The organism is Eudoraea sp. (genome assembly GCF_049665975.1).
GTDB lineage: Bacteria > Bacteroidota > Bacteroidia > Flavobacteriales > Flavobacteriaceae > Eudoraea.
On record NZ_JBATGR010000165.1, the window covers coordinates 1 to 26983 of the forward strand.

Below are 26983 nucleotides of genomic sequence, written 5' to 3' on the forward strand. Positions count from 1 at the left end.
GAAATACCCTTCGGATCTTTTTAAGAAAGGCCTAACCACAGCAGCCCCTGAGATCTATGCCTATGGAAAATTAGTGCTCTGGACAATGGTTGACGGACTGCCGATATCAATAGAAAACTTAAATGATTCTGACATTAGACATATTGCACTCGCGAATCCTAAAACAGCACCATATGGACAGGCAGCTCTTGAAGTACTGGAAAAAAAAGGCCTTTTATTTAGTCTTGAGAATAAATTGGTATATGGTGAAAGTGTTGCCCAAACCAATCAATTTATATATTCTAAATCGGCTGAAATAGGATTTACGGCCCAATCAGTGGTACTTTCACCTGAAATGAAGGGTAAGGGGAATTGGGTTTATATTAATGATACCAGCTATACTCCAATTTCTCAGGGTGCAGTGGTCATAAATCAACCCAATAGAAATAATTCGCAGGCGTATAAATTTTATAAATTTCTTTTCTCCAAAGAGGCGAAGATTATATTAAAAGATTTCGGATATTCGGTAGATGAATAGTTTAGAGGGTCATATCAAAGAAGTGCGGGTAAACGGTAGTTTGTCGCTTGTAACTGTAGCGCTTTCTGATCAAATACTATTTAAAGCCATCGTTATAGAAACTCCGGAAACGGCTTCATATTTAACTGCAGGTCATTTGGTTAAGGTTTTATTTAAGGAAACAGAAGTTATTATTGGTAAGGACATAAAGCATTTAATAAGCCTACAAAACCAGCTTAGAGGGGTAATAAGACGTATTGAACGCGGTTTATTATTAAGCAATATCCTGATCAATACCCCGGTGGGTGACATAAGTTCCATTATTACTACCAATGCCTTGGATCAACTAAGTTTAGAAGAAGAATTAATCGTATGTGCTATGGTTAAAACTAATGAAATTATGCTCTCTGAATGATGAATTGGGATCCACTTTTTATTACCTTAAAACTAGCTGTTGTTACTACAGTAATTTTATTGATTATTTCAATACCATTGGCATACTGGTTGGTAAATACGAAATCCAGATCCAAACCCTTTATCGAAACCCTTATTAGCATGCCTTTGGTTTTACCCCCTACAGTACTGGGGTTTTATTTCCTTGTAGCCTTCAGCCCGGGTAATGCATTTGGGAATTGGATAAATGAATGGCTGGGCATTAAACTGGTATTCTCATTTGGTGGACTTGTCCTTGCCTCTATAATTTATAGCCTGCCTTTTATGGTTCACCCCATTCAATCAGGCCTTAGCATACTGCCTCATTCACTCACGGAAGCTTCCCAGGTAATGGGAAAATCAAAATGGACCACTTTATTCAAGGTACTGCTACCCAATTGCAAAGCTTCCTTATTAACCGGAATTGTACTCGCATTTGCACATACAGTAGGTGAATTTGGCGTTGTACTGATGATAGGCGGTAGTATTCCCGGTAAGACCAAAGTTGCATCGATAGCAATATATGAGGAAGTAGAAGCAATGAACTATAGTGCGGCAAATTTCTACGCCACGGTATTATTCAGCATTACCTTTTGCATCCTGCTTATGGTCTACTTAATAAACGGGGGGTATCTAAAACGTTTTTGGAAATGATTAAAATTGATATTCATAAAAATTTAAGTGCCTCTGACGGACCAATGAACCTTCGCATAAAATGTGAAATTAAAAAAGGGGAATTAGTTACACTTTACGGTGAATCTGGTGCGGGAAAAACCTCTACTTTAAGAATCCTAGCGGGCTTATTAAAGCCAGATAAAGGCATTATAACTGTAGAAAATGCCAATTGGGTAAATACCAAAAATAGAAGCTATTTGTCTCCCCAAAATAGGAATATAGGATATGTTTTTCAAGATTATGCCTTATTTCCAAATATGACGGTACTACAAAATCTGGAGTTTGCATCTAAAAAAGGACAGAATAAAAAAGTGATTACAGATCTTATAGAAATGATGGAACTAGGTGATCTGCAGCATAGAAATCCACAAACACTTTCAGGGGGTCAGCAACAAAGGGTTGCCCTGGCCAGAGCTCTTGTTCGTAAACCCAATATTCTTTTATTGGACGAGCCACTTGCCGCCCTGGACTATAAAATTCGTTTGAAACTCCAGGATTACATTACAAGAATTCATAATGAATATGGTCTGACTACTTTATTGGTAAGTCATGATATAGGCGAGATTATCAAACTTTCTGATCGGGTTTTTGTGCTTGAACAGGGGGAAATTGCCAGAAAAGGTATTCCAAATGATATCTTTTCCAACAAAAAAGTCAGCGGTAAATTTAAATTTGTCGGGGAAGTTTTGAAGCTAGAACCTCAGGATGTTGTAGTTATTGTTTCGGTTCTTATTCAAAACAATGTGGTTAAAGTAATTGCTGATAAATCTGAAGTACAATCCCTGGGCATTGGTGATAAAGTAATTGTTGCCTCTAAAGCCTTTAATCCAATTCTCTACAAAATTGAATAATATGAATTCTGATAGCAAACCGGCATTACTTCTTATTGATATTCAGAAGGGGTTAGATGATATTGACTATTATGGAGGCCATAGAAATAATCTTCAAGCTGAATCAAATGCAAGAAGAATCCTCGAATTCTGGAGAAATCATAAGCTTCCCATATTTCATATTAAACATAACTCAACCAATCCGAATTCTCCTCTTGTAAAGGGCCAGCCAGGGAATGAATTCAAGGATATTGTAGAGCCATTGGCGAGCGAAACAATTATAGAGAAAGAGGTGAACAGTGCTTTTATTGGCACAAATTTAAAACAACAATTAGACGAACTGGCAATAAAAAAAATTGTGATAGTTGGACTTACTACAGATCACTGTGTGTCGAGTAGTGCAAGAATGGCAGGGAATTTGGGATATGATACATTTTTAGTTGCTGACGCCACGGCTACTTTTGATAAAGTAGGTGCCGACGGTACAAAATATAAAGCTGAAATGATTCATGAAGTTGAATTAGCCAGTTTACACAATGAATTTGCATTGGTAATTAAAACCGATGATTTATTGAAAATTATCTAAGGGATATTACAGTTTTAGTATTTACCTTATTCTTGGTTTATACTCTTTAAAACGAATACTATATTTTTAAATCAGACGTTACTAAAACATATGAAAGTTAGCATCGTATTATTGGCTGTATTCCTTGCCTCCGGAACACTTTTTGCCCAGGATTGGCAGACCGATTTTGATAAAGCCAAAGAAATTGCTATGGCTGGCAATAAACCGATAATTTTAGTTTTTCAAGGCTCAGATTGGTGTGCGCCTTGTATAAAACTCGATCAACAGATTTGGAGCTCCGAAGAATTCAAAAATTATTCTTCAGACCATTTTGTTATGGTATTGGCAGATTTCCCGCGTAAAAAACAAAATATGCTCCCGGCCGAGCAGCAGAAAAAAAATGAACAGCTAGCGGAAACTTATAATAAAAATGGATACTTTCCATTAGTTGTTGTCCTTGATAAAGATGGCAAGGTTTTAGGACAAACTGGTTATAAGAAAATAACCGTTAAAGAATATATCAGTCTTTTAGAATCTTTTTCCGGGTAAATGGCAAAACAAATTGGCATCATTTTCATTCTTCTTTTAAATACTGTTCCTTTAACGGCACAGCAATCCTTTCATCGAAATCTAAAATTAATGGGCAGTGGTTTTCAAATTACTGTGGTCGCAAAAGATTCAACGGAGGCCAATAGAGCAATAGACCTTGCAATTAAAGAGATTTCAAGAATTGAAAAACTCATTTCGTCCTGGGACCCTAATTCCGAGACATCTGAAATTAACATGAATGCCGGAATTAAGGCCGTTAAAGTAAGTGCAGAATTATACAACTTAATTGAAAGGGCTATAGGTCTTTCAGGTTTAACCGATGGCGCTTTTGATATAAGTTATGCGTCTATGGACAAAATCTGGAAATTTGACGGTAGTATGAAGAAAATGCCCTCAAAAGAGGAAATAGAGTCATCTGTTGCTAAGGTGGGATTCCAAAAAATAATTCTGGATTCCAGGAATAAAACGGTTTTCCTTAAAGATAAAGGAATGAAAATTGGATTCGGAGCCATAGGGAAGGGATATGCAGCAGACCAGGCAAAAGCCTTATTACTCAAAAACAACGTACAGGCAGGTATTATTAATGCTTCAGGAGACATGAATACATGGGGCAGACAGCCTAATGGTAATGAATGGACAGTAGCTATTACAAATCCGTTAAATAAAACCAAGGCAGCGGCCGTGTTGCCAATTTCCGATGGTGCTGTGGTAACTTCGGGTAATTATGAAAAATTTGTGCAATTTAACGGTATTCGATACGCGCATATTATTGACCCACGAACAGGTTATCCCGCTACCGGTATTTTGAGCGTTACAGTATTTGCTCCAAAAGCAGAATTGGCAGATGCTCTTGCAACATCTGTATTTGTAATGGGCATTGAAACAGGATTAAACAGAATTAATCAATTACCGAAAGTTGAGTGCGTAATTATCGACGAAAAAGGGAAAGTATTTACTTCCGATAATATAGAAATAGACAGGATATGATTAAAAAAATTGTTTTTGCAGCATGTATCCCAATAGTTTTAAGTAGCTGTGTTGCAGTAAAGGGATATGAAAAAGTAAATATTAATGATCCCGATATGGAGCTATCCGAAAAGTTATGCGACAGAAATATTACAATTTTTCATTCCTATCGCGAAGCCGCAGTTGGTGCAAATGGCGGTAAAACGGGGGGTGGATGTGGCTGCAATTAATTTGGGGATGAGAGTGATTCAGCTCAATCCTTTTATAGAAAAACTATGACCATATATAAACTCATTATTTTTATTTTTCTCTTTATGGTCTTCGGTATTTGCCATGCTCAGAATCAGGGAGAAAATGCAGGGGATTATAAAAAACGGGTTTTAGAAACCGCTGAAATAGACATTTTATCTAGTTATTACTCCCAGGATGGCAATAATGCTGCGGTAACAGGAGGCCTTGGGACGGAAGAATTAACAGATTTTACCGGAACTTTTGTAGTATCAATCCCTATAAATGATGACGATATTCTAACAGTGGATGCTGGTATTTCGGCATATACTTCTGCCTCTTCCAGTAATATTAATCCATTTGACAAAGGTTTTGCAGATCCCTTTATTGCGGCCTCTGGTGCTTCGCAGAGTGATACATGGTTTAATCTAACAGGAAATTACAGCCATAGTTCGGATGACAGAAATTCTATCTGGAGCGGAAAACTTTCATTTTCCACGGAGTACGATTACACCTCTCTGGGTTTTGGAGGTAGTTATACCAGGTTGTTTAATGAGAAAAATACAGAACTTGGATTTAGTGCAAATGTATTTCTTGATAAATGGAAGGTTATATACCCCTATGAACTTCGTCCCTTTGCCCCGGGTGGCAGGGGATTGAATGATTTTTTATTTATAGAAAATACCATTACAGGAAATCCTGATTACAATCCGTCTTTTACTGTTTTAACGGATGAGAATAGAAATTCCTATTCTTTTGGCGTTGGTTTGTCTCAAATCCTTTCCAAAAACATACAAGGAGCTTTTTTAGCCGATTTTGTTCTGCAGCAAGGTTTGCTTTCCACTCCTTTTCAACGGGTCTATTTTAGTGATGTTGCAGATTCTTTTATTGATAATTTCCATCTGGCGGATGATATTGAACGCTTACCGGACTCCAGGTTTAAAGTAGCACTCGGGGGCCGACTTAACTTTTTTATCAATGAATATCTGGTTGTTCGATCATATTATAGATATTATTTTGATGATTGGGGGATAAATTCGAACACGCTAAGTATTGAAGTCCCTGTAAAAATTGCGGAAAAATTTACTTTATATCCTTCATATCGCTTTTACAACCAAAAGGCCGCAGATTATTTTGCCCCATATAATGAACATCTTTCCACCTCGCAATTCTATACTTCAGATTATGATTTGTCTGATTACAATGCAAATCAATTTGGTTTCGGCATTAATTATACCAACATAATTATGAAACAACACAAATTGAAAGTAGGTTTAAAGAGTATTGATTTAAGGTATAATTATTACAAAAGAAATACTGGTTTAAGCGCAGGAATTATTACCGCCGGTTTTAAGTTTGTCGTTGATTAAAATGGCTGCCATTATATACGAATGTCCTTTTCCAGGACAAGCAAATAAATATGAAACAAAAAAACGAGCTTTAAGCTCGTTTTTAAATTCGTTTGAGAAAACTCCTTATTTGGCTACATTAACCGAACGTGTTTCCCGTATTACGGTAACCTTTACCTGACCCGGGTAGGTCATATCTGTCTGAATTTTCTGAGAGATTTCAAAAGAAAGCTGTGCTGCTTTCTCATCACTTACTTTTTCACTTTCAACAATAACTCTCAATTCCCTTCCGGCTTGAATGGCATAGGATTTTTGAACACCTCCAAAAGCCAAAGCGATATCTTCAAGATCTTTTAGCCTTTGAATATAAGAATCCAGCACCTGTCTTCTTGCTCCGGGACGGGCACCACTAATAGCATCACATACCTGTACAATAGGTGATATAAGGGTTTTCATTTCTATTTCATCATGGTGTGCACCTATGGCATTACAAACATCAGGTTTTTCTCCAAATTTCTCAGCCCATTGCATCCCTAAAATGGCATGAGGTGTTTCTACCTCAACTTCTGTATTTGGTACTTTTCCTATATCGTGTAATAAACCAGCTCGCTTCGCTATTTTTGGATTCAACCCTAATTCTGCGGACATTACCCCACAAAGTTTTGCTACCTCCCTGGAGTGCTGTAATAAGTTCTGTCCGTATGAAGATCTATATTTCATTCTACCCACGGCTTTAATCAATTCCGGATGCAATCCATGAATGCCCAAATCAATAACCGTGCGTTTACCAACCTCAACAATTTCTTGTTCTATTTGCTTTTCAGTTTTTCGTACAATCTCTTCAATCCTGGCCGGATGAATTCTTCCATCTGTAACTAGTTTATGTAAGGACAGTCGGGCCACTTCTCTTCGTACAGAATCAAAGCAGGAAAGTATGATGGCCTCAGGAGTATCATCAACAATGATTTCCACTCCTGTAGCAGCTTCCAGTGCCCTGATATTTCGTCCTTCCCTTCCAATAATACGACCTTTAACATCATCAGATTCAAGGTTGAATACAGATACACAATTTTCAACAGCTTCTTCAGTACCAATGCGCTGAATTGTGTTTATGACGATTTTCCTGGCTTCCTGCTGCGCTGTTAGCTTAGCATCCTCCATTGTGGTCTGCAAATAAGCCATTGCATCTGTTTTTGCAGTTTCCTTTAAAGATTCAAGGAGCTGGCTTTTTGCATCTTCCGCGGATAAGCCGGAGATAACCTCTAACTGTTGAACCTGTCTTTTATGAAGTTTTTCAAGTTCAGATTGTTTTTTATCGTAAATTCCAGATTTATGCTCGAAATCTTTGAGTTTAATTTCAAGCTGTTCGTTTAGCTTTCTATTTTTAGCAAGTTCTCCGCTAATTTGTGATTCTTTATCCCGTGTGCGTTTTTCCGATTCAGCAATCTTTTTGTCCTTGTTTATGATTACTTTCTCGTGTTCTGCCTTTAATTCTAAAAACTTCTCTTTAGCCTGAAATATCTTGTCTTTTTTAATGTTCTCGCCTTCAATATTGGCAGTTTTTAAGATAGAATTCGCCTCTTTTTTCGCATTTGCAACGGTCTTCGATGCCTTACCTTTCTCTAAGACTTTTGCAACAATTAATCCTATTACCAAACCAACTATAGCTGCTATTGCAATCGTTGTAATATCCATAACCTATTTTAATAATTAATACTTCCCTGCCTCTAGTTAAAGTATGAACGCAACGCCTGAAAATTATGTGCGCAATCACTAAGTAATGTGACTTTAAAACTATTATTGCTAATCCCTAATAGGAAAAAACAAATTGAGATCAGGCCTCAAAATGATTCAAAACCAATTTTAAATAAAAAACCCACATTGGTGAAGTTCTGTACAAACTCCTATAAACAGGTTTAGGGCTAACAAATTGATCAAGGATCCTTTACAAGAAGGCTTGCTTTTACAACTTAAACTCACCCTTTTCAAACAAATTAGTGTTGAGTTCGTCAAAAATTAAATACCAATGTGGGCAGTAACTTTGTATTATGTTAAAGAACTTATTTTATACTAAGCTTAGAGTTTACCAGCTGATCCAACGCTCTTAAACGTTCCGCAACTTCTTTGGTATCCTCTGTATTATCTATGCCTTTTTGTTCAATCTTGGAGGCAAACTGCAAGGCACACATGGCCAAGACATCTTGTTTGTCCCTAACGGCATAATTTTGCTCAAATTTCTTGGCAAGCTGTTCTATATTCTTTGCAGCCTTTCTTAGTCCTTCTTCCTGACTCGGGTCAATGGTCAAAGGATATACCCTATCTGCGATAGAGAGCTTTATTTTCAGCTTCTCTCCCATATTTCTTAGCAACACTACTCAGCAAGTTGAGCTATACAATAATCCAACTCTCTAACTAATGTATTTATTTTGAGCTTTGCTTCAGTTTTATTATTATCACTGCCCAGCATTGAATTTGCAAGCTTGAGAGAATTATATCTTTCTTCCCATTCCAAAATGGTATTCTTTATTGTCTCATCCTCATTTTTAAGAGTAACAATTTCCTGCTCCAATTTTATTTTAGACTGATTTAGCAATTCTATTTTGTGTAGGAGCTTGCTAATTTTATTCTCTAAGGAATCAACGATTTCAACCAATTCGCTCATATGCAAATTACAATACGTTTTACACAAAGTTAACACACCTCAAACGACTTCGCAATAGTTTTTGCAATTATTCCTGAAGTAATACTTTAAATCCAATGAATAGGACTATTCCACAAATTGAAATAATTATTAAAGAAAATTATGGTTGTTAACAGACCTTTTTTCCAAGTTTAACTCGTATTAATTAAATTCGCATCAACTTAGCAGCTATGAGAATACTTATTTTAAGCCTCCTTCTTCTTTCCGCTCTTACTGGTTTGGGTCAGGAAAAGTACCCCCTAAACACTTTCAGGCCTCCTTTGGATATACCCTTAGTACTCGCAGGTACATTTGGTGAATTACGATCAAATCATTTTCATTCTGGTATTGATATTAAAACCCAACAGCGACAGGGGTTGCCCGTGTATGCCATAGGAAATGGTACGGTAACAAGAATAAAAATAGGACTTTGGGGATATGGAAAAGTTATATACATTGCCCATCCCAATGGTTATACTTCGGTATATGGACATCTTCAAAAGTTTTCGCCGGAAATTGAATCTTTTATTAAAAGGGTTCAATATGAGAAAAAGTCATATGAAGTTGAAGTATTTCCGGATTATGGTGACATTAAGGTCTTAAAAGATCAGCTTATAGCCTATAGCGGAAACACTGGAGGTTCTTCAGGGCCTCATCTGCATTTTGAAATAAGAAGTAGTATTTCTGAAAAACCAACTAACCCACTTCTTTATGGTTTAGAGGTGCGGGATGCCACCAATCCAACTCTTGTTAGTTTATTTGCTTATCCATTGTCTAAAGAAGCACAGGTAAATAGAAGCAGTAAGAAGATTCAAATTAAATTCAACAAACAAAAGGATGGATCTTACCTGGCAGATAAAGTCTACGCCTCCGGAACAATTGGTTTTGGTGTAAACACCTATGACAGGCAAGATCTCGCGGCCAATAAAAATGGAATCTATTCTGTTCAACAATTAGTGAATGGAAAAATTTACACCGATTTTAATTTTGAATCGTTCTCATTTAAAGAAACCCGCTATATCAATACTCTGATAGATTACGACCATTTTGGGAAATATAACCAGCGCATACAACGCTGCTTTATTGTGCCGGGAAATCGACTTGAAATATATAAACAACTATACAATGAAGGAAAAATTGCTGTTGCAGAAGGACTTAATTACAAGGTGGAAATCCTTATAAAGGATCTGCAGGATAATCTGGTAAGACTTATTATTCCTGTTGAAGGAAAAAGACAGCAGCCACTTGTTATTAAGAATGAATTGAAGACAGATTATTTTATTATTGCTAAACAACCTAATAATTATGACCTGGGTGCAGCAAAAGTCTATTTTCCGGCAAATACCTTTTATGATAATTTTTATATGGACCTCCAAAAAGGTAAGGATACAGTTGTGATTCACAATAATAGGATCCCGGCACACAAAAAATTTACAATAACTTTTGATGTTACTAAATATCTTCCACAGCAGCGAAAGAAAATGTTCATAGCTCGTCTCGACAGAAAAAAGAAGGCTAATTATATGACCACTTTTAAAAGAGGGACAACCTTTACAACCAGAACCAGAAGCCTTGGGACGTATACCCTCGCGAAGGATACAATTCAACCAAAAATACGTTCTAAGAACTTTAAGGAAAAGCAATGGTTAAATAACTACCGTTATCTCAGTCTTACGATTTCTGATGATTTAAGTGGCATTGACACTTATTCTGCCACATTAAATGGTGAATGGATATTAATGGAATACGAACCAAAAACAAAAACACTTACCTATAATTTTGATGATAAAATTCTAAATCAAACGCAATGTGAACTTAAAGTAATCGTTACAGATAACGTGGGGAATTCAAATACCTTTACCAGTAGTTTTTACAGAAAATAAACTTTTGAAGTGTTCTAAACTCTTATTCCTTTTTACTCTGTTGGGTTCGCTTACTTTGGTAAGCGGGCAAAAGGCATCAATAACAGGGGTAGTTCTGGGAGTGAATGATGAGCCATTATCCGATGTAAACATAACTACCAAGGGTCATGGTACCTATACGGATTCAACCGGATTTTATTTACTAGAAGTAATTCCTGACAAGGAAATAACAATTATTTTTACTCATTTAGGTCATAAAAATGTAATCCTGGAGAATTTAATCCTCACCACTAATGAGACTTTTGAATTCAACCCGGTAATGAAAACTGATGTAATTCAGGTAGATGGTGTTGAAGTTACGGCAACCGGAGAAAAAAGCGCTGAAGGTATAACAACCATTTCCGCTAAACTTGTAAGGAAAATTCCCGGAGCCAATGCTGGTGTGGAAAATGTGCTGAAGTTGCTTCCGGGAGTTTCTTCCAATAACGAACTAAGTACGCAGTATTTTGTACGCGGTGGGAATTATGACGAAAACCTGGTTTATATCAATGATATTGAAGTCTACCGCCCGTTTCTTGTGCGCTCAGGCCAGCAAGAAGGATTAAGTTTTGTGAATAGTGATATGGTCCAAAATCTGGAATTCTCAGCTGGCGGATTTCAGGCCCATTTTGGGGATAAGCTCTCTTCTGTCTTGGATATTACCTATAAAAATCCAACAGAATTTGGATTAAATTTGGAGGCCAGTTTTCTTGGAGGAGGTATTACGCTTGAAACCTTATCTAAAAATAAGAATTTTACAAGTGTAACCGGCCTCCGATACAGAAACAATAGTCTTCTTGTAAATAGCCAGCAAACCAATACGAATTTTACTCCTGCTTTTGCAGATTTACAAACTTATCTTACTTACCATTTCTCCAGAAAATTTAGCCTTAACTTTTTAGGAAACCTTTCTGTTAATGATTATAAAAATGTTCCTCTTTCCAGGCAGACCAACTTTGGAACAATTGGCGACCCTAAGGCTCTGGTGGTGTTTTATCAAGGAGAAGAAAATAATAATTATAAAACCAGCTTTGGGGCACTAAAAGCGGACTATTACGTAAATGAGAGTGTTTCACTTAGTTTTATAACTTCTGTTTACCACACGACGGAAGAAGAGTATTCCGATGTTATTTCGCAATATGAATTAGGTGAGATTGACACAGATCTCGGGAGCAATAATCTTGGTGAGCTAACCTCTACAAGGGGATTAGGTACTCAGTTTAACAGGGCACGTAATGACCTTGACGCACTTATAGTGAATGTGGCACACAAAGGCAAACTCGATAAAAATAAAGAGTCCTGGGAATGGGGTGTAAAATATACCCATGAAGACTTTAGAGATCAAATTCGTGAATCTGAATTTTTGGACTCTTTAGGTTATTCAGTAAGACCCCCAACTGATGAGTTTATAAATAATCAACCGCAAGAACCTTTTAACGCATCAATAGTACCTTACACATCTGTTTCTGCCTTGAATTTTGTAAAAACAAATCGTTTATCCGGATATCTTCAATATAGCCGAAGAACACTTTGGAATAGTAATAACATTTATTATAACTTAGGATTCAGAACCCAATACTGGACGGTAAGCGGAGAAGGTTTTTCCAGTAATTCTCAGATCATTTTTAGCCCAAGAGGACAGTTTGCAATTAAACCATCATGGAAGGTAGATATGCTATTTAGAATTGCGGCAGGGGTATATCAACAACCCCCATTTTATCGTGAATTAAGAGATCCTACCGGTACAATTCAACCAGAAGTAAAAGCACAAAAATCTGTACATTTTGTATTTGGCAACGAATATAGCTTTGAACTCTGGAACCGGCCATTTAAACTGTTGAGCGAATTGTATTATAAGAATTTGACCAATGTAAATCCATACATCATTGATGATGTCAGAATTCGTTATGCCGCGGCAAATAATGCTAAGGCCTATGCTTATGGATTTGATATGAGAATGAATGGTGCATTCGTTCCCGGAACAGAATCCTGGGTAAGCCTTGGTTTCCTTAAAACCGAAGAAAATATTGATAATAGAGGGTACATTTCAAGACCAACAGATCAAAGGTTTCAAATAGGTATATTGTGGCAGGATTACATCCCTACCATACCCAGTTTAAGGATGTACCTGAATCTTGTTTACAACACCGGAGTACCCGGAGGTTCTCCAAGTTATGCCGATCCTTATAATTTTCAGAATAGATTAAGAGATTATAAACGTGCAGATTTAGGTATTTCCTATATTTTTGTAGGATTAAATAAACAATACCCTAAAGGACACTGGTTATATAGCTTTGAAGAATTAAATATTGGTTTTGAGATTTACAACCTATTTGACAATCAAAATTCCATAACTAACACATGGGTAAGAGATGTGGATAGTAAACTGGAGTTTGCAGTTCCTAATTATATGACATCCCGTGTGTTCAACCTGAAACTAGGTATGCGTTTTTAGTTAAAAAAGAATGAAAAAATTACTCTTTATTACCCTTCTTGCCTGCGGCACTTTTATCAATGCCCAAAAAAATGTTTACGAAAGTACTAAATTTGATGCCCTGAGTAAGGATCATCATGTGCTGGCTATTATTCCTTTCGTTACTCATCTTGCATTAGAAGAAAATATTACCAATGAGGAATCAAAAAAGCTGGCAGAAAATGAGGGGTATGCGGTACAGGATGCCCTGGAGACCTATTTTGGCCTTGGCCAGAAAAAGAAGAAATTCACAGTTGATTTTCAAAATATTAAAAACACCAATGCCATACTCGCCCAAAATAATATATCTTACCATAATATAGATATTTATACCATAAAAGAGCTTGCTGAAATTCTGGAGGTAGACGCTATATTAAGCGGGAATTTGGATTTAAATATCCTTCTTTCAGAAGGAATCCCGGTTGAATTTAGCGTTATGGACTATTTCATTGGTGATTCTAATTATGGTAGAATCGGCATTAAAATAAGTGATGGAAAAACAGGGAAATTACTTTGGAAATACGAGAATGAAATCAATAAAAAATCAGGAAGGAATACGGCCGACCTGATTGATAAATTGATGAAAAAACTGGTGCGCAAATTTCCATATGACAAAGAAAGGTTAAGAATGAAAAAAAATTCTAAGCCCGACTAAAATCTTTCAAAATCTCTATAACATAATCTACTTCTTCACTTGTGTTATATTTTGAAAATGAAAACCTCACAGAGGGCTTTTGCAGTTCTTCATAAGATAAAATTTCCGCCAGTACATGTGACCCGCCACTGGCGCCAGATTGACAAGCACTACCTTCCGAACAAGCAATTCCCTTTAGGTCCAAATGAAAAAGCAGCATTTGAGATTTCTCTTTACTAAAAGGTAAGCAAACATTCACCAAAGTATAAGTACTCCTTTCCAAATTTCCCGAATAACCGTTAAATTTAACTTCAGGTAAAGCTTCTTTTATTTTTTTAATAAAATATTCTTTAATACTGCTGATATATTGTTTTTCCTCTTCCAGATTATCATAGGCCGCAACAAACGCCTCTTTTAACCCGACAATATTGTGAATTGGTTCAGTTCCTGCACGGTATCCGCGTTCTTGTGAACCTCCTAGTATCAGGGGTTCTATATTTGTGTTTTTTCTTATAAAAGCAAACCCAACCCCTTTGGGACCATGAAATTTATGAGCTGCGGCCACCATAAAATCAATCGGGGTTTTTTGTACATCCCATTTAAAATGACCTATAGATTGTACCGTGTCTGAATGGAGAAGTACACCATTGGCCTTGCATAGTATCGCTATTTCTTGAATATCTAAAATATTCCCGATTTCATTGTTTACATGCATCAGGCTAACAATTTTTTTTGAATCATCTGCCAATAATAACTTTTCCAAATGCTTAAGATCGGGATTGCCAAAACTATCAAGCTTAACGAATTCAATTTGGATACCAAACTCCTTTTGTAAGGCCTCTGCCGTATGCAACACAGCATGATGCTCTATTTTTGAAGTAATAATAGTTTGCACTCCCATGTCCTTTACTACACTTCTTAATATCATGTTATCTGCTTCGGTTCCTCCCGAAGTGAAAATAATCTCAGAAGCTTGCGCGTTCAAATATTTGGCAATTGTTTTGCGGGCTTGCTCTATTTCCGTCTTGGCACTTCTTCCAAATCCGTGCGTAGAAGAAGGGTTACCATAAGAGTTAACCAGGACATCCTTCATTTTTGTAATTACCTCTTTCCGAACGGGGGTGGTAGCGGCATTATCAAAATAGATCTTTGGCATGAACAAGCTTTATAATGAGAAACAAAATCAAAAATAATCGAAATAAACTTAAACTCTTCATAAAATCAACTCAAGTCACTAGGATAATAGCCTTAAATTCATTTAAATTTGAGGCATGAAGAGAGTATTGTTAATTTTTATTTTGTGCTTTTTCAACGCATGCGATGACGGGGATTTAGTAATTGAAACGATAGATTTTAACGATACCAGTATCACATTCTGTGAATCTACTACAACTATTAACAGTACGCTATTCTTTAAACTCAATACAACCGATGCTTTAATTCTTGAATTGCAAAGTGATGTCTTAAAGAATGAAGTTTCTGCAGACACTATTAAGAGTGCGATTCCGGGGCAATCCCAGTTAGTATACCGGACTTTTTCCGAGGATATTTCTAAAAATTATTTTTGTGATGCAGTACCACCAATCTCACCAACAGTTGTGGAGGAGTTCGAAGGTGAAGGGGGCGAGGTATTTATTACAACGGTTCAAAGTGAAAGCGATACCACAGTCTACGAGCACAAAATTGAATTAAGTGGAGTTTCACTGGTAAATTCGGAAGGTCTGCGAATTTCAGACCTGACTATTAATGATTTTGGCACAATAACCACGCAAGAATAATCTATTCACGAATTCTGATAAATATAGACTTCAGTAGCGCCTAAACCATATTTTTGATAATCTGCATCATAGTATTTTACATTTTCGTATCGCTTAAATAAATAATTCAATTCTTCTTTAAGAACCCCTGCCCCCACTCCATGAATAAAAACCACCTTTTGTATTCTCTTGCGAATGGCAAATTCAAGCTGTCTTTTAGCCGTTTCCATTTGTATATTCAGCATATCATAATTAGTCATCCCCTTTGAGGAAGAAACCAGTTGATGAATATGTAAATCTACTTCCATTTTAGGAGCGCTGCGCTCTTTTGCTTTAACTTTCCTTATTTTTGGTTTCCCTGACTGTTCCTTGACTGCCTTCACCTGTGCAACTTCAATATTACTTACTTTAATAGAATTTATTCCTTCAGTATGCATCAATTCAGATGCAGTAAAATCCATATCAAAACCTTCAGAAGTCCGTATTGTTATTAAATCGCCCTTAACTAGCATAACTATCCCTGTAATGTTATCGTCTATGACTTCAGCCTTGTCTCCTTCTTTAAAATTTCTCATTGCCCTTTCTCATTATTTATTCATCCGTTTCAGTCCAAACCTTAGAAGATTTATAAATTCCAAACATTAGTAAAATTATTCCTAAACACATGGCATACTCCTTCCTAACCAATTGGTCTCCTGTGGCCATAATAATTGCTCCTGCTATAATTAACAAAAAATAAATGATTCGATTTGTTTTCATTCCTCAAAAATAATAGTATTTTTCGGTTGATTAATCTGTCATGATGAATATCGCTTCATTCATATTACTTTTATTAGATGAAGATTATATGCTACCCTGCCTGAATAAACAGCTTTTAGGATTAGAATGTACGGGATGCGGTATTCAAAGAGCAGCTGTTTTACTCTTTCATGGAGAATTTATTGAGGCTTTTAATATGTATCCGGCAATATACCCTCTAATACTGCTTTTGGGCTTTTTGTTATTGGATAATTTAATAGCCATAAAATATGCAAATAAGATAAGTATATTCTTAATGATAGCCAGTGTAACAACAATATTGATCAACTTTATTTTAAAATTTTTCTAATCAACCAAAAACTTCATGGAACAACAAAAATTACCTAATGTAACCATAGCCATTGTACTGTCCATCCTTTCATATCTTTGCTGCTGTTTTGGCGGCCTTCCCGCAACTATTCTTGCTGGTATTGCTTTCTTTCTTGTTTCTAAGGATGAAAATAAGTATAAAGAAAATCCAGAATTGTATTCCAATTATAGTCAGCTTAAAACGGCTAAAATTTTATCCATTATTGGAATGGCATTAGGAATAATCTATTTTGTATATGTTTTGTATTCAATTTCAGCTATTGGTGGCTGGGATGCATATATGGAGCAGGTAAATGAAATGAGAGAGCAATGGGAGTAATAATTCTCCTCGTAAAATATATAAAATGAATCAACAACCTTTACCCGGTGCGAGTAATGCCTTAACAATGGGTATAATTTCTATCATAGGAGCCATAACTTGTTGTGGCCCTTTTGCAATTATATTTAGTATTATTGGTTTAAGCAGTGCTAATAAAGCCGAGGAACTTTATAAGAATCATCCAGAAAATTATTCGGGATATGAAAGTGTCAGAACTGGCCGGATTTTGTCTTATGTTGGAATGGCCCTGGCTATAATATATCTGGTATTCGGAATCCTTTATTTTGGAGTTATTGCCGCTTTTATTACCAGCGGAAATTTTTAAAAGACAATTTAACGAAATTAGACCTAAATAAAAGACCCTCATTATGAGGGTCTTTTGTTTATTTATAGTAATATGCTATTTTTCCTAATTGGCAACCTCACTCATAAATTTTAGGCGATATAGTCGCAACTCCTCGTCTTCATATTCGCCATCAAATTCTTTTTGCGCCTCTTCAATATCGTCTGATTCCGCCTCAAGAAAATAATCATGAATTTCACCCTGTTGATCCTCATCCAATATCTCGTCTAACCAATAGCCTATGTTTAATTTAGTGCCACTAAAAACTATTTGTTCCATTTCCTTCACTAAATCGTTCAATTCAAGTCCTTTTGCGGAGGCAATGTCATCCAGAGGTAATTTTCTATCCACATTTTGAATAATATATAACTTAAGAGCAGAATTAGCTCCAGTACTCTTCACTATAAGGTCATCAGGGCGAATTATTTCATTCTCCTCTACATACTGAGCAATTAAGGACACAAAAGGCTTTCCATACTTTTTTGCCTTACCCTCACCTACTCCATGAATATTTACCATTTCTTCCATGGAAATAGGGTATTTTAGAGACATATCATCAAGGGAGGGATCCTGGAAGATGACAAAAGGAGGGATAACCAATTTTCTGGCTTCTCTTTTCCTAAGTTCTTTGAGTAAACGCAATAATTTTTCATCTGCGGCCCCTCCAGCGCTTTTGGCAGCAGTAACAATGGCTTCATCATTTTCCTTATTATATACATGATCCCTCGTCATCATAAAAGATGTGGGATTTTCAAGAAATGAAGATCCGGTGTTGGTAACATGCAATATTCCATATCGTTCTATTTCCTTTTTTAGTAATCCCGCAACTAATACCTGCCTTATTAAAGCCATCCAATAACTTTTGTCTTTGTCTGATCCAATACCAAAAAAAGACTTTTCGTCGGTTTTGTGTGAAGCAATAAGTGCATTCGTAGAGCCGATAAGTGCCAAGACAATTTCTTTGGCCTTAAACTTTTCTTTAGTGCCTTGTACTACCTCGATTAACTTTATTACATTTTCTTTCGCTTCTTCTTTTTCCTTAGGATTTCTTGTATTATCATCCATATCGGCACCTTCTCCATTCACCTCATCAAATTCTTCACCAAAATAATGTAGAATGAACTTTCTTCGAGACATAGATGTTTCGGCATATGCAACAATTTCCTGCAGAAGGGCATTCCCAATTTCCTGCTCAGCTACCGGTTTACCAGACATGAATTTCTCTAATTTTTCCACATCCTTATAAGAATAAAATGCGAGACAGTGACCTTCGCCTCCATCCCTGCCGGCTCGGCCGGTTTCCTGATAGTAACTTTCAATGCTTTTGGGAATGTCATGATGAATTACATAACGCACATCTGGCTTGTCTATTCCCATTCCAAAAGCAATAGTTGCAATGACCACGTCTACATCTTCCATAAGAAACATGTCCTGATACCTGGAACGTGTCTTAGCATCAAATCCTGCATGATAAGGCACGGCACTCACTCCATTAACCTGTAATACCTGGGCCAGTTCTTCAACTCTTTTCCTGCTTAAACAATAAATTATTCCCGATTTACCGCTATTCTTCTTTACAAAACGAATAATATCTGCATCTACATTTTTTGTCTTAGGCCTTATTTCATAGAACAAATTGGGTCTGTTAAAAGATGCTTTAAAAACCTTTGCATCTGTTATCACAAGGTTTTTTATAATATCTTCCTGGACTTTTGGTGTGGCTGTTGCGGTTAAACCTACAATAGGGATGTTATCTCCCAACCTGTTAATAATTGCCCTTAAATTTCTGTATTCCGGTCTAAAATCGTGCCCCCATTCAGAAATACAATGGGCTTCGTCAACAGCTACAAATGAAAGGGGTACAGATTGTAAAAATTCCACATACTCCTCCTTTGTTAGTGATTCTGGTGCTACATAGAGCAATTTTGTTATACCATCTAAAATATCTTGTTTTACTTCCTTAACCTGAGTTTTGGTTAATGAAGAGTTCAGAACATGAGCAACTCCGTGATCTGAGGAAACAGCTCGGATGGCATCAACCTGATTTTTCATGAGAGCTATTAATGGAGATACCACTATAGCAGTCCCTTCTTTTAAAAGAGCAGGAAGCTGATAACAAAGCGATTTTCCGCCTCCTGTAGGCATAATTACAAAGGTGTTTTTGTTCTGAATGACGTTTTTTATAACACCTTCCTGTAGCCCTTTAAATTTAGAAAAACCAAAATATTTTTTTAGCGCGGCATGTAATTCAATTTCATTCAAAATCATTGTAAATTTAGTATAACGAGTCTTCTATTTAATGATATTCGTTATTAAAATTACGATATATCTTCTTGTTTTCAGGTGAGTAAAAATGATAATTTATATTGTTTGTAGTTTAGAATCTCCTATAAAATAAGTTTGTGTAATTTTGTTTTCTTAAATATAATACATTCTTTTAAAATCTGTTTATTTATTAAGTTAATTTCTATAATTGTAAACACATAATTTCAGAACTATATTGAGCAATCACAAAGCTATATTAGCTACTGCCACAAAAACCATCAAAACGGAAAGCGAGGCCATTGCGCACTTGGCGACACTTTTGGATGATCAATTTGCAAGTACTGTAAATTGCATTTATGAATCATTGGGGCGTGTAGTAATAACGGGTATTGGCAAAAGTGCTATCATAGCCTCTAAAATAGTGGCTACTTTAAATTCTACAGGGACACCAGCAATTTTTATGCATGCAGCTGATGCTATACATGGTGATCTGGGCACAATCCAGAAAAATGACGTAGTGATTTGCATCTCCAAAAGTGGGAATACCCCTGAAATAAAAATGTTGGTGCCGCTAATTAAACTGGGAAATAATAAGTTAATTGGAATGTGTGGTAATTTAGATTCATTTCTTGCTGAAAATGCAGATTTTGTTTTGAACACTTTTGTTCAAAAAGAAGCATGCCCAAATAACCTGGCGCCAACAACCAGTACTACTGCCCAACTGGTTATAGGAGATGCCCTCGCTATCTGTCTTTTGGAATTGCGGGGATTCAGTAGTCAGGATTTTGCTAAATATCACCCGGGAGGAACACTTGGAAAAAAACTTTACCTGAGAGTTTCCGATATTGTAGGAAACAATTTAAAGCCCCAAGTAGGCGTTGATGCAGATGTAAAGCAGGTAATTATTGAAATTTCTGAAAAAATGTTAGGTGTGACTGCTGTTATGAACAATGACAAGATCGTTGGAATTGTAACAGATGGTGATATCAGACGGATGCTAAATAAATACGAAAACATTAATGGCCTGAAGGCGAAAGATATAATGACAACCAATCCTAAGACGATTGGTACAGACGTCCTTGCCATAAAAGCTTTGAAAGAAATGCGCTCTAATAGCCTATCTCAATTACTAGCTATAGATGGAGATAAATATGTTGGCGTTGTTCATTTGCATAATCTAATTAATGAAGGAATACTTTAATGGCTCAAGCTACTGGCGACCCTAACGAAATGTCCTTTTTGGACCATCTGGAAGAACTGCGTTGGCATCTTATCAGATCAACCATTGCAATAGTTCTCATTGGTATAGTGGCTTTTCTAATGAAAGACTTCATTTTCGACACGGTCATTTTTGGCCCTAAGAATATGGATTTTCCAACTTATCGCTTTTTTTGCAGAATTGCTACTTCTATTGGTATAGAATCTGCTTTTTGTGCGGATGAACTTCCCTTTACCATTCAGAGTAGAACTATGGGCGGACAATTTTCCGCACATATAATGACATCTATTTGGGCCGGATTTATCATTGGCTTTCCGTATGTTCTATATGAAATTTGGAAATTTATAAGTCCCGGGCTCAAGGAAAATGAACGAAATAATTCCCGCGGTTTTATCTTGATTGCTTCACTGCTTTTCTTTATGGGAGTATTATTTGGATACTATGTAGTTGCACCTTTATCTATAAACTTTTTGGGAACCTATCAAGTAAGTAAGGAAGTCTTAAATGAGTTTGATATAGGCTCCTATATTTCTGGTGTAAGGACCTCTGTGATTGCGTGTGGAATTCTTTTTGAATTACCAATAATCATCTTCTTCTTAACCAAAGTAGGTCTTGTTACTCCGGAAATACTAAAAAAATATAGAAAAATCGCTCTCGTTATTGTACTTATACTCTCTGCGGTTATTACACCACCCGATGTTACAAGTCAGATAATTGTAGCTGTACCCGTGATAATTTTATATCAGGCTAGTATTTATATTTCTAAATTTGTTATGAGACGAGAAGCCAAAAAATCAAAAAAGGATGTCAAACCCATTTAAAGATTTTAATGCCTACCGTTCTAAAATGAATGGGAAGTTGTTAGCAGATAATAACAAAATAATAAAGAGAATCTTCAACCTGGACACGAACGCCTATAGCAAAGGGGTTTTAAATATAAAAACCAAAGACTATTAGGTCTTATGGTGTCTGCAGTATTAAGATGTGATGATTGTGTTAAATATCACTTACAAAGCTGCTATAATCATGGTGCCTCCAAGGAAGAAGTTATGGAAACCTTAAGTATTGCTGCCTTAGTAGGTGGTACGATTGTTATTCCGCATTTGCGGAGAGCTTATGGGTTTTGGGAACAACCGGAGTTATAGGAAGGTTAAAAAAACTATAATTCTGAACAGTAGAAAGTAGAATGACTTAGATTTGAAAGATAATTCTTCTGAATGAAATTAAGAGCAGATAGCATAATGAAAGCCTACAGAGGGCGTAAGGTAGTCAAGGGTATTTCCTTAGAGGTGAACCAGGGAGAAATAGTTGGGCTGCTGGGGCCTAACGGAGCTGGAAAAACCACCTGCTTCTATATGATTGTAGGGCTTATTAAACCTAATGGTGGTCAGATTTTTTTAGATGAGACCGAGATCACAAAATTTCCCATGTATAAAAGGGCTCAAAACGGCATTGGTTATCTTGCCCAGGAGGCTTCGGTATTTAGAAAATTAAGTATTGAGGATAATATCTTAAGCGTTCTACAACTTACAAAACTGAGCAAAAAAGAGCAACACATGAAAATGGAGTCGCTTATAGAAGAATTTGGACTGGGGCATATTAGAAAGAATAGGGGAGATTTATTATCCGGGGGCGAACGCCGACGTACAGAAATAGCAAGAGCCCTGGCTACTGACCCTAAATTTATACTACTGGATGAGCCGTTTGCCGGCGTTGACCCTGTTGCGGTAGAAGATATTCAACGAATTGTAGCTCAGCTAAAAGATAAGAATATTGGCATCTTAATCACTGATCATAATGTTCAGGAAACCCTGGCAATCACAGAACGATCTTACTTGATGTTTGAAGGCGGCATTTTGAAATCTGGTATCCCTGAAGATCTTGCAGAAGACGAAATGGTGCGTAAAGTCTATTTAGGACAGAATTTTGAACTTCGTAAAAAGAAATTGGACTTTTAAATTACTCCTTCTACCATAAAAATATTATTCAGAATATTCCATTCATACAATATTCAATTCAGATCACACATAACTACCTGATTATATGAGTGGTAATAGTAAATTAGGTTCTATAACTCAGAAAGCAAATGAATAATTCCTTTCAGATATGAAAGTTTTAAACCTAAACTACTTTTTTATTTTACTTGGCTTAACACTCTTTTTCACTATTAGTTGCGCATCGGATGATAATTCTCCAGAGATAGCTGTGGTTCCTGCTACAAGGACCATTGATCCTGAACTTGTTGGTATATGGAATGGAACCGCTGAAGGCACCATGGGTTCTGCTAATGTATCCTTTACACTTCAACAAGATGGTGCCATTTCTGCTGAAACCGATTCACAAGTCTTATGTCCGTTTAGCGGTAGCTGGTGGGTTTCTGGTGGTAAATTTGAAGCCAGTGGAGAAGATGAATGTGATGGAACTTCAATTAGCTTGCGTGGAAATGGTGCTTCAAGTATTAAAATTTCGGGAAACTGGACCGCGAGCAGTGGTAATAACGGCACCTTTTCCATGACCAAGCTATAAACATATTTGACATAAAATCCCGATTAAAACGTAACTAAAGAAATTGATTTATATACCTGTCAGAAATTATCTATCCCCAATCTTATATACCATGGAACTAACAATATAAAAAAACACAATCGCAGGTACCGCTAAAAATTTCATAGTTAAAAGTAATACTAAACTTACAATTATGAAAATATAGCGTAAGGCATTGTCCTTAAAACTCCAATTCTTAAATTTTAAAGCAAATAATTCTATCCTTGAATTTAACAGATAGGAACTCAGAATGGTAATTATGACCAAAAACCATGGATTTAAAATTATCGCATTTAAATAGTCATTTGCCTGGTTTAATAGTATTAAAGGAAGTGAAAGTATAAATAAGGCATTTGCCGGCGTAGGAAGACCAATAAATGAGGTGGCCTGATTTTCATCAATATTAAATTTTGCCAACCTGTAGGCTGAAGCCAATGTAATTAAAAAGCCAAAAAAAGGCAGGAATGAATTCGTTAACCCTTTCCATGTCACAGTTTCTGATGTTCCTGAAAAATCGAGATTCCATCCACCGGTTTGAGACATCGCAAGCAGCTGAAACATTACTATGCCGGGAACGAGACCACTTGTTATTAGATCAGCCAATGAATCGAGTTGGATTCCTAATTCGCTCTGTGCATCCAGCATTCTTGCGGCAAGTCCGTCAAAGAAATCGAAAACAATTCCCAGAAAAACAAAAAGCGCGGCAAGTTCCAACATATTTAAAACAGCAAATACTGTAGCAATACATCCACATAAAATATTAAGCATGGTTATAAACTGTGGAATATGTTTCTTCATGTTTGGCGGTTTCAGTAAAAATAATATAATTTTTATTCTAACTCTTTCTTAACATAATTTATTCGGATATTTGCCTCTAATAGTTATTTCACAATTGATCAGAACACTAAGAATTCAATTTAAAAAACTTTACTTCCTTAATGTATTATGGATCGCCTTTTTTGGTTTTTCACTTCAGGCTCAATTATCAGATAATGCGCAAATTAGTATAATTACCTGCGACTCTGGCCAGGAACTGTATGCTAGTTTCGGGCATAGTGCATTTAGAGTTCAGGACACTGCCAAAGGAATTAATTGGGTCTATAACTACGGGACTTTTGATTTTAATACCCCAAACTTCTACTCCAAATTTGCCAGGGGGAAATTGCTTTATTCTTTAAGCGTTTCAAAATTTTCAGATTTCCTCTTTACCTATGAACTGGAGAACCGATGGGTAAAAGAACAAATATTAAACCTTAATCTGGAAGAACAAAATGCCTTATTCCGGTTTTTGGAAAATAACCGAAAGCCTGAAAACAGGGATTATAAATATGACTTCTTATTTGATAATTGTGCCACTAAATTACCAGAAATATTAAAAAAGGTTCTTGGAAATAAACTTGACTTTCACGGAGAGCATCTTAAAAACCATTTTACTTTCAGAGATCTGATACAACAAAACCTGCTTACCAATTCATGGTCAAGTTTTGGCATAGACCTTGCCTTGGGATCCGTTATTGATAGAGAAGCTGAACCCGAAGAGTATATGTTCCTGCCCAAATATGTTATGCTTCAAATGAATAATACAACCCTGTCACAAAGTCCCTTAGTTCTTCGAGAACGTACAGTTCTTGATTATAATGACAAAAGATTTAGTAGAAATTTTGGCACAACACCTCTTTTTTGGTTACTCCTTTTATTGCTTTTTACCCTTTCAATATCATATATAGATCTTAGAAACGGGACACGGAGCAGGTGGCTCGACTTTTTTTTATTTCTGATTACGGGATCTGCCGGGTTACTCATTTTCTTCCTATGGTTCCTTACAGACCATTCTTCAACTGCAAATAATTTTAATATCCTTTGGGCATTCCCATTCAATATTGCAGCCTGTTATTTTCTCCTGAGAAAAGACCGAATCCCAAAATGGATGGGTAAATATATTTTGGCACTATTAGTTTTAATGGCTGCTACGCTATTAATTTGGATTTTTCAAATTCAACAGTTTTCACCGCTAATTACAGTGGTATTTGCCATACTTGGCCATAGATACGCCCTGCTTTATCGCTATTTCACTAATTCCAACTCAAGTCTTCAATGAATTTGGTTTCCGTAGAAAATATAGCCAAATCATATGGAGAATTAGTCCTTTTCGAAGACCTGTCGTTTGGCATAAATAAGAATCAGAAAATTGCGTTGGTTGCCCGAAACGGGGAAGGTAAAACTTCAATTTTAAATATTCTGGCAGGGAAGGATGTCCCAAATGACGGTGCTGTAAACTACCGTAAAGGAATTCGAATTTCTTTTCTGGAACAAGAACCAGATCTTAATCCTCAATTAACCGTAGAGCAGACCATTTTGGAATCTGACAATGAGATTCTAAAGATTATTGCTGCCTATGAAACAGCTTTGGACCATCCCGAAAATGAAGAAGCTTACCAAAAAGCTTTTGAGTCTATGGAAAGGAATAACGCCTGGGATTTTGAAACCCAATACCAACAAATTCTTTCCAAATTAAAACTGGACAATCTTGAAGCTAAAGTAAGTGATCTATCCGGTGGACAAAAAAAGAGACTGGCAATGGCCAATGCCCTGTTGAATGAGCCAGATCTATTGATTCTCGATGAACCCACAAATCATTTAGATCTGGAAATGATAGAATGGTTAGAAGATTATTTTAGTCGTAAAAAGATTACTCTTTTTATGGTTACTCATGACAGGTATTTTCTGGAAAGGGTTTGTAATGAGATCCTGGAACTAGATAATGGTCAGCTTTATTCATACAAAGGAAATTATGCCTACTATCTGGAGAATAAAGAAGCCAGATTGGAACTTGAAGCGGTAGAACAACATAAATCCAAGTTGCTTTATAAAAAGGAGCTCGACTGGATGCGAAGACAGCCAAAGGCAAGAACCACAAAATCTAAATCGCGGATAGATGATTTCCATAGTATCAAAGAAAAGGCACACCAACGCAGAGAGAACCATGAAATTCAATTGGAGATCAACATGGAACGTATGGGCAGCAAAATTCTGGAACTGCACAAAGTCTCCAAAGCCTACCCGGGTATTGTCTTACTTGATAAATTTGATTATAATTTTTTAAGGGGAGAACGAATCGGAATTATTGGTAAAAACGGTACTGGCAAATCTACTTTCCTGAATATTGTAACAGGCCTTGAACCGCCGGATAGTGGAAAAATTGTAGTTGGAGAGACCATTAAATTCGGATACTACACACAAAATGGGATTACGATAAAAGAAGGTCAGAAAGTAATTGATGTTATCCGCGAATTCGGGGATTATATTCCTTTAAAAAAAGGAAGGCAACTCTCAGCCCAACAGCTTTTGGAACGATTTTTATTTGATAGAAAGAAACAATATGATTTTGTAGATAAACTGAGTGGTGGAGAACGAAAGAGATTGTATTTATGTACCGTTCTCATCCAGAATCCCAATTTCCTGATCCTGGATGAGCCGACAAATGATCTGGATATTATCACCTTAAATATCCTGGAGAGTTTTTTACTCGACTTTCCCGGGTGTCTGCTGGTAGTATCCCATTACCGCTATTTCATGGATAAGATAGTAGATCATTTATTTATTTTTAAAGGCAATGGAATTGTTGAAGAC

Annotated in this window: 30 protein-coding genes, 1 other RNA gene and 1 pseudogene; 23 read left to right on the plus strand and 9 right to left on the minus strand. The window is 36.4% G+C overall.

Annotation, left to right across the window (positions count from 1 at the left end; all coding sequences use genetic code 11):
- From modA to WBN20_RS06210, 9 genes are all read left to right on the plus strand, one after another.
- The coding region (gene modA, locus WBN20_RS06170; RefSeq protein ID WP_424281093.1) for a molybdate ABC transporter substrate-binding protein at nucleotides 1–517 on the plus strand (517 nt) is incomplete at its 5' end.
- The gene (locus WBN20_RS06175) at nucleotides 510–911 is read left to right on the plus strand and encodes a TOBE domain-containing protein (RefSeq protein WP_424273446.1); all 402 of its coding nucleotides are present in this window, start codon (nucleotides 510–512) and stop codon (nucleotides 909–911) included. The genes modA and WBN20_RS06175, both read left to right, overlap by 8 nt.
- The gene (gene modB, locus WBN20_RS06180; protein WP_424273448.1) at nucleotides 911–1582 is read left to right on the plus strand and encodes a molybdate ABC transporter permease subunit; all 672 of its coding nucleotides are present in this window, start codon (nucleotides 911–913) and stop codon (nucleotides 1580–1582) included. The genes WBN20_RS06175 and modB overlap by 1 nt, the downstream gene beginning before the upstream one ends.
- The gene (locus WBN20_RS06185) at nucleotides 1579–2454 is read left to right on the plus strand and encodes an ABC transporter ATP-binding protein (protein WP_424281094.1); all 876 of its coding nucleotides are present in this window, start codon (nucleotides 1579–1581) and stop codon (nucleotides 2452–2454) included. Before modB ends, WBN20_RS06185 begins: the two co-directional genes overlap by 4 nt.
- A gap of 1 nt (nucleotide 2455) precedes the next feature.
- On the plus strand, nucleotides 2456–3019 hold the full coding sequence (locus WBN20_RS06190) for a cysteine hydrolase family protein (RefSeq protein WP_424272730.1): 564 nt from the start codon (nucleotides 2456–2458) through the stop codon (nucleotides 3017–3019).
- A 90-nt stretch (nucleotides 3020–3109) separates the two neighbouring features.
- Nucleotides 3110–3547 carry a thioredoxin family protein gene (locus tag WBN20_RS06195; RefSeq protein ID WP_424272731.1) on the plus strand — a complete coding sequence of 146 codons (438 nt, stop codon included), beginning with the start codon at nucleotides 3110–3112 and terminating at the stop codon, nucleotides 3545–3547.
- The gene (locus WBN20_RS06200) at nucleotides 3548–4534 is read left to right on the plus strand and encodes an FAD:protein FMN transferase (RefSeq protein WP_424281095.1); all 987 of its coding nucleotides are present in this window, start codon (nucleotides 3548–3550) and stop codon (nucleotides 4532–4534) included.
- On the plus strand, nucleotides 4531–4743 hold the full coding sequence (locus WBN20_RS06205) for a DUF4266 domain-containing protein (RefSeq protein WP_424274820.1): 213 nt from the start codon (nucleotides 4531–4533) through the stop codon (nucleotides 4741–4743). The genes WBN20_RS06200 and WBN20_RS06205 overlap by 4 nt, the downstream gene beginning before the upstream one ends.
- 45 nt (nucleotides 4744–4788) lie before the next feature.
- On the plus strand, nucleotides 4789–6111 hold the full coding sequence (locus WBN20_RS06210) for a DUF3570 domain-containing protein (protein ID WP_424281096.1): 1323 nt from the start codon (nucleotides 4789–4791) through the stop codon (nucleotides 6109–6111).
- Between the two features lie 105 nt (nucleotides 6112–6216).
- Here the strand turns inward: WBN20_RS06210 and rny are convergent, their stop codons facing one another.
- The 4 genes from rny to WBN20_RS06230 all read right to left on the minus strand — a co-directional run bounded on the left by rny (nucleotide 6217) and on the right by WBN20_RS06230 (nucleotide 8752).
- Nucleotides 6217–7785: a ribonuclease Y gene (rny, locus tag WBN20_RS06215; RefSeq protein ID WP_424274822.1), complete on the minus strand. Its 1569-nt coding sequence runs from the start codon at nucleotides 7783–7785 to the stop codon at nucleotides 6217–6219.
- 203 nt (nucleotides 7786–7988) lie between these two features.
- A non-coding RNA gene (gene ssrS / locus WBN20_RS06220) (6S RNA) lies at nucleotides 7989–8096 on the minus strand.
- A gap of 54 nt (nucleotides 8097–8150) precedes the next feature.
- Nucleotides 8151–8447 carry a cell division protein ZapA gene (locus WBN20_RS06225; RefSeq protein WP_424272736.1) on the minus strand — a complete coding sequence of 99 codons (297 nt, stop codon included), beginning with the start codon at nucleotides 8445–8447 and terminating at the stop codon, nucleotides 8151–8153.
- 14 nt (nucleotides 8448–8461) lie between these two features.
- Entirely contained in the window at nucleotides 8462–8752 is a 291-nt protein-coding gene (locus tag WBN20_RS06230; protein ID WP_424272737.1) for a hypothetical protein, read from the minus strand.
- A 209-nt stretch (nucleotides 8753–8961) separates the two neighbouring features.
- On the opposite strand from WBN20_RS06230, the gene WBN20_RS06235 reads away from it, so the two are divergent.
- Genes WBN20_RS06235 through WBN20_RS06245 form a run of 3 tightly spaced genes read left to right on the plus strand, consistent with a single transcriptional unit; the run spans nucleotide 8962 to nucleotide 13799 of the window.
- Nucleotides 8962–10653: a M23 family metallopeptidase gene (locus WBN20_RS06235; RefSeq protein WP_424281097.1), complete on the plus strand. Its 1692-nt coding sequence runs from the start codon at nucleotides 8962–8964 to the stop codon at nucleotides 10651–10653.
- A 4-nt stretch (nucleotides 10654–10657) separates the two neighbouring features.
- Complete coding sequence (locus tag WBN20_RS06240) at nucleotides 10658–13126, plus strand: TonB-dependent receptor (RefSeq protein ID WP_424281098.1); 2469 nt, start codon at nucleotides 10658–10660, stop codon at nucleotides 13124–13126.
- A gap of 10 nt (nucleotides 13127–13136) precedes the next feature.
- Nucleotides 13137–13799: a hypothetical protein gene (locus WBN20_RS06245; protein WP_424281099.1), complete on the plus strand. Its 663-nt coding sequence runs from the start codon at nucleotides 13137–13139 to the stop codon at nucleotides 13797–13799.
- On the opposite strand, the gene WBN20_RS06250 is transcribed toward WBN20_RS06245, so the two are convergent.
- A complete protein-coding gene (locus WBN20_RS06250) occupies nucleotides 13786–14934 on the minus strand; it encodes a cysteine desulfurase family protein (RefSeq protein ID WP_424272741.1) in 1149 nt (382 codons plus the stop codon). The genes WBN20_RS06245 and WBN20_RS06250 overlap by 14 nt on opposite strands.
- Nucleotides 14935–15049: 115 nt before the next feature.
- On the opposite strand from WBN20_RS06250, the gene WBN20_RS06255 reads away from it, so the two are divergent.
- The gene (locus tag WBN20_RS06255) at nucleotides 15050–15556 is read left to right on the plus strand and encodes a hypothetical protein (protein ID WP_424274826.1); all 507 of its coding nucleotides are present in this window, start codon (nucleotides 15050–15052) and stop codon (nucleotides 15554–15556) included.
- Nucleotides 15557–15561: 5 nt separating this feature from the next.
- Here WBN20_RS06255 and WBN20_RS06260 read toward each other — a convergent pair whose 3' ends face one another.
- A complete protein-coding gene (locus WBN20_RS06260) occupies nucleotides 15562–16110 on the minus strand; it encodes a Smr/MutS family protein (protein ID WP_424281100.1) in 549 nt (182 codons plus the stop codon).
- 16 nt (nucleotides 16111–16126) lie between these two features.
- The gene (locus WBN20_RS06265; RefSeq protein WP_424281101.1) at nucleotides 16127–16294 is read right to left on the minus strand and encodes a hypothetical protein; all 168 of its coding nucleotides are present in this window, start codon (nucleotides 16292–16294) and stop codon (nucleotides 16127–16129) included.
- Nucleotides 16295–16334: 40 nt separating this feature from the next.
- Here WBN20_RS06265 and WBN20_RS06270 point away from each other — a divergent pair, with 40 nt between their 5' ends.
- The 3 genes from WBN20_RS06270 to WBN20_RS06280 are packed head-to-tail and all read left to right on the plus strand — an operon-like array spanning nucleotide 16335 to nucleotide 17307.
- Complete coding sequence (locus WBN20_RS06270; protein WP_424281102.1) at nucleotides 16335–16643, plus strand: DUF2752 domain-containing protein; 309 nt, start codon at nucleotides 16335–16337, stop codon at nucleotides 16641–16643.
- Nucleotides 16644–16658: 15 nt separating this feature from the next.
- Nucleotides 16659–16982, plus strand: coding sequence for a CCC motif membrane protein (locus WBN20_RS06275; RefSeq protein WP_424271330.1), 324 nt, complete (start codon nucleotides 16659–16661; stop codon nucleotides 16980–16982).
- 25 nt (nucleotides 16983–17007) lie between these two features.
- Nucleotides 17008–17307: a CCC motif membrane protein gene (locus WBN20_RS06280; protein ID WP_424281103.1), complete on the plus strand. Its 300-nt coding sequence runs from the start codon at nucleotides 17008–17010 to the stop codon at nucleotides 17305–17307.
- Nucleotides 17308–17391: 84 nt separating this feature from the next.
- On the opposite strand, the gene WBN20_RS06285 is transcribed toward WBN20_RS06280, so the two are convergent.
- A complete protein-coding gene (locus WBN20_RS06285; RefSeq protein WP_424281104.1) occupies nucleotides 17392–19593 on the minus strand; it encodes a RecQ family ATP-dependent DNA helicase in 2202 nt (733 codons plus the stop codon).
- A gap of 232 nt (nucleotides 19594–19825) precedes the next feature.
- Between WBN20_RS06285 and WBN20_RS06290 the strand changes: the two genes are divergently transcribed.
- From WBN20_RS06290 to WBN20_RS06310, 5 genes and pseudogenes are all read left to right on the plus strand, one after another.
- Complete coding sequence (locus tag WBN20_RS06290; RefSeq protein WP_424281105.1) at nucleotides 19826–20791, plus strand: KpsF/GutQ family sugar-phosphate isomerase; 966 nt, start codon at nucleotides 19826–19828, stop codon at nucleotides 20789–20791.
- Nucleotides 20791–21630: a twin-arginine translocase subunit TatC gene (gene tatC, locus WBN20_RS06295; RefSeq protein ID WP_424281106.1), complete on the plus strand. Its 840-nt coding sequence runs from the start codon at nucleotides 20791–20793 to the stop codon at nucleotides 21628–21630. Before WBN20_RS06290 ends, tatC begins: the two co-directional genes overlap by 1 nt.
- A pseudogene (locus tag WBN20_RS06300) lies at nucleotides 21614–21954 on the plus strand (carboxymuconolactone decarboxylase family protein). Before tatC ends, WBN20_RS06300 begins: the two are co-directional and overlap by 17 nt.
- Before the next feature lie 72 nt (nucleotides 21955–22026).
- A complete protein-coding gene (lptB, locus tag WBN20_RS06305; RefSeq protein ID WP_424273963.1) occupies nucleotides 22027–22767 on the plus strand; it encodes an LPS export ABC transporter ATP-binding protein in 741 nt (246 codons plus the stop codon).
- Between the two features lie 148 nt (nucleotides 22768–22915).
- On the plus strand, nucleotides 22916–23335 hold the full coding sequence (locus WBN20_RS06310; protein WP_424281107.1) for a hypothetical protein: 420 nt from the start codon (nucleotides 22916–22918) through the stop codon (nucleotides 23333–23335).
- A 66-nt stretch (nucleotides 23336–23401) separates the two neighbouring features.
- Here WBN20_RS06310 and WBN20_RS06315 read toward each other — a convergent pair whose 3' ends face one another.
- Nucleotides 23402–24151 carry a CDP-alcohol phosphatidyltransferase family protein gene (locus WBN20_RS06315; RefSeq protein WP_424281108.1) on the minus strand — a complete coding sequence of 250 codons (750 nt, stop codon included), beginning with the start codon at nucleotides 24149–24151 and terminating at the stop codon, nucleotides 23402–23404.
- A gap of 94 nt (nucleotides 24152–24245) precedes the next feature.
- On the opposite strand from WBN20_RS06315, the gene WBN20_RS06320 reads away from it, so the two are divergent.
- Together WBN20_RS06320 and WBN20_RS06325 are read left to right on the plus strand one after the other, a co-directional pair.
- Complete coding sequence (locus WBN20_RS06320; protein WP_424281109.1) at nucleotides 24246–25451, plus strand: DUF4105 domain-containing protein; 1206 nt, start codon at nucleotides 24246–24248, stop codon at nucleotides 25449–25451.
- The coding region (locus WBN20_RS06325; RefSeq protein ID WP_424281110.1) for an ABC-F family ATP-binding cassette domain-containing protein at nucleotides 25448–26983 on the plus strand (1536 nt) is incomplete at its 3' end. The genes WBN20_RS06320 and WBN20_RS06325, both read left to right, overlap by 4 nt.

Bases quoted from the DNA above. Each gene is read 5' to 3' on its own strand.
- WBN20_RS06175 (WP_424273446.1), top strand. From the start codon at position 510: ATGAATAGTTTAGAGGGTCATATCAAAGAAGTGCGGGTAAACGGTAGT.
- modB (WP_424273448.1), top strand. From the start codon at position 911: ATGAATTGGGATCCACTTTTTATTACCTTAAAACTAGCTGTTGTTACT.
- WBN20_RS06185 (WP_424281094.1), top strand. From the start codon at position 1,579: ATGATTAAAATTGATATTCATAAAAATTTAAGTGCCTCTGACGGACCA.
- WBN20_RS06190 (WP_424272730.1), top strand. From the start codon at position 2,456: ATGAATTCTGATAGCAAACCGGCATTACTTCTTATTGATATTCAGAAG.
- WBN20_RS06195 (WP_424272731.1), top strand. From the start codon at position 3,110: ATGAAAGTTAGCATCGTATTATTGGCTGTATTCCTTGCCTCCGGAACA.
- WBN20_RS06200 (WP_424281095.1), top strand. From the start codon at position 3,548: ATGGCAAAACAAATTGGCATCATTTTCATTCTTCTTTTAAATACTGTT.
- WBN20_RS06205 (WP_424274820.1), top strand. From the start codon at position 4,531: ATGATTAAAAAAATTGTTTTTGCAGCATGTATCCCAATAGTTTTAAGT.
- WBN20_RS06210 (WP_424281096.1), top strand. From the start codon at position 4,789: ATGACCATATATAAACTCATTATTTTTATTTTTCTCTTTATGGTCTTC.
- rny (WP_424274822.1), bottom strand. From the start codon at position 7,785: ATGGATATTACAACGATTGCAATAGCAGCTATAGTTGGTTTGGTAATA.
- WBN20_RS06225 (WP_424272736.1), bottom strand. From the start codon at position 8,447: ATGGGAGAGAAGCTGAAAATAAAGCTCTCTATCGCAGATAGGGTATAT.
- WBN20_RS06230 (WP_424272737.1), bottom strand. From the start codon at position 8,752: ATGAGCGAATTGGTTGAAATCGTTGATTCCTTAGAGAATAAAATTAGC.
- WBN20_RS06235 (WP_424281097.1), top strand. From the start codon at position 8,962: ATGAGAATACTTATTTTAAGCCTCCTTCTTCTTTCCGCTCTTACTGGT.
- WBN20_RS06245 (WP_424281099.1), top strand. From the start codon at position 13,137: ATGAAAAAATTACTCTTTATTACCCTTCTTGCCTGCGGCACTTTTATC.
- WBN20_RS06250 (WP_424272741.1), bottom strand. From the start codon at position 14,934: ATGCCAAAGATCTATTTTGATAATGCCGCTACCACCCCCGTTCGGAAA.
- WBN20_RS06255 (WP_424274826.1), top strand. From the start codon at position 15,050: ATGAAGAGAGTATTGTTAATTTTTATTTTGTGCTTTTTCAACGCATGC.
- WBN20_RS06260 (WP_424281100.1), bottom strand. From the start codon at position 16,110: ATGAGAAATTTTAAAGAAGGAGACAAGGCTGAAGTCATAGACGATAAC.
- WBN20_RS06265 (WP_424281101.1), bottom strand. From the start codon at position 16,294: ATGAAAACAAATCGAATCATTTATTTTTTGTTAATTATAGCAGGAGCA.
- WBN20_RS06270 (WP_424281102.1), top strand. From the start codon at position 16,335: ATGATGAATATCGCTTCATTCATATTACTTTTATTAGATGAAGATTAT.
- WBN20_RS06275 (WP_424271330.1), top strand. From the start codon at position 16,659: ATGGAACAACAAAAATTACCTAATGTAACCATAGCCATTGTACTGTCC.
- WBN20_RS06280 (WP_424281103.1), top strand. From the start codon at position 17,008: ATGAATCAACAACCTTTACCCGGTGCGAGTAATGCCTTAACAATGGGT.
- WBN20_RS06285 (WP_424281104.1), bottom strand. From the start codon at position 19,593: ATGATTTTGAATGAAATTGAATTACATGCCGCGCTAAAAAAATATTTT.
- tatC (WP_424281106.1), top strand. From the start codon at position 20,791: ATGGCTCAAGCTACTGGCGACCCTAACGAAATGTCCTTTTTGGACCAT.
- lptB (WP_424273963.1), top strand. From the start codon at position 22,027: ATGAAATTAAGAGCAGATAGCATAATGAAAGCCTACAGAGGGCGTAAG.
- WBN20_RS06310 (WP_424281107.1), top strand. From the start codon at position 22,916: ATGAAAGTTTTAAACCTAAACTACTTTTTTATTTTACTTGGCTTAACA.
- WBN20_RS06315 (WP_424281108.1), bottom strand. From the start codon at position 24,151: ATGAAGAAACATATTCCACAGTTTATAACCATGCTTAATATTTTATGT.